The 560-nt window shown below is 76.1% G+C and carries 1 pseudogene; it reads left to right on the top strand.

Going from position 1 to position 560, the window contains the following annotated elements:
* Window positions 1-560 (top strand): annotated as a pseudogene (locus tag CCN33_RS33185) (type VI secretion protein); the annotation flags it as partial.

The following is a 560-nucleotide window of genomic DNA, read 5'->3' as shown; positions in this document are numbered from 1 at the left end:
CGAACGGGGCGGCGGCCGGGAGGCCGGACGCGCGGGCGAGGGCGGCGGGATTCCGGACGGCCTCCTGGTCGGCCTGCTCGCCTTCCTCCTCGGCATGACGGTCCTGGTGTGGACGGCCACCGGCCTCGCGGCCCTTTTCGCGCGGGGCGCCTGGCCGGCCCCGCTGGCCTTCACCCGCACCCCGCTGGCCATACGCCACCTCGTCGCCCGGCCGCACGACATCGCCGGCGCCTGGGCGGGCACTCCACCGGCTCAGCTCCCCGGCTGGGGCCTCTTCTGGGGCCTGTTCATCGGCCAGCTGCTGATCCTGCTGGTCCTGACGGTCTTCGTCCTCGGCACGGTGGCCCGCTGGCGCGCGGGGCGGGTACGGAGGCTCGCGCGGCCTTCGGAGGCGCCTAGGGCGGAGAAGGCGGTACCGGAGCCGCGGCTCGAGCAGCCGGTCTTGGCAGCGCCCGTTGCCATGCCCGTTGCCATGGAGAAGCCCCAGCCCCTCGTGGAGCAGCCCCCGCCGGTCGTGGAGCCACTTCCGGCCCCCCAGGGCCCCCTCCTCTACGGCACCC

Origin of the sequence: Streptomyces recifensis (assembly GCF_002154615.1) — a bacterium.
Lineage (GTDB): Bacteria > Actinomycetota > Actinomycetes > Streptomycetales > Streptomycetaceae > Streptomyces > Streptomyces griseoluteus.
Note: the sequence above shows the minus strand (reverse complement) of the source record. Positions and strands in the feature narration are given on the sequence as shown.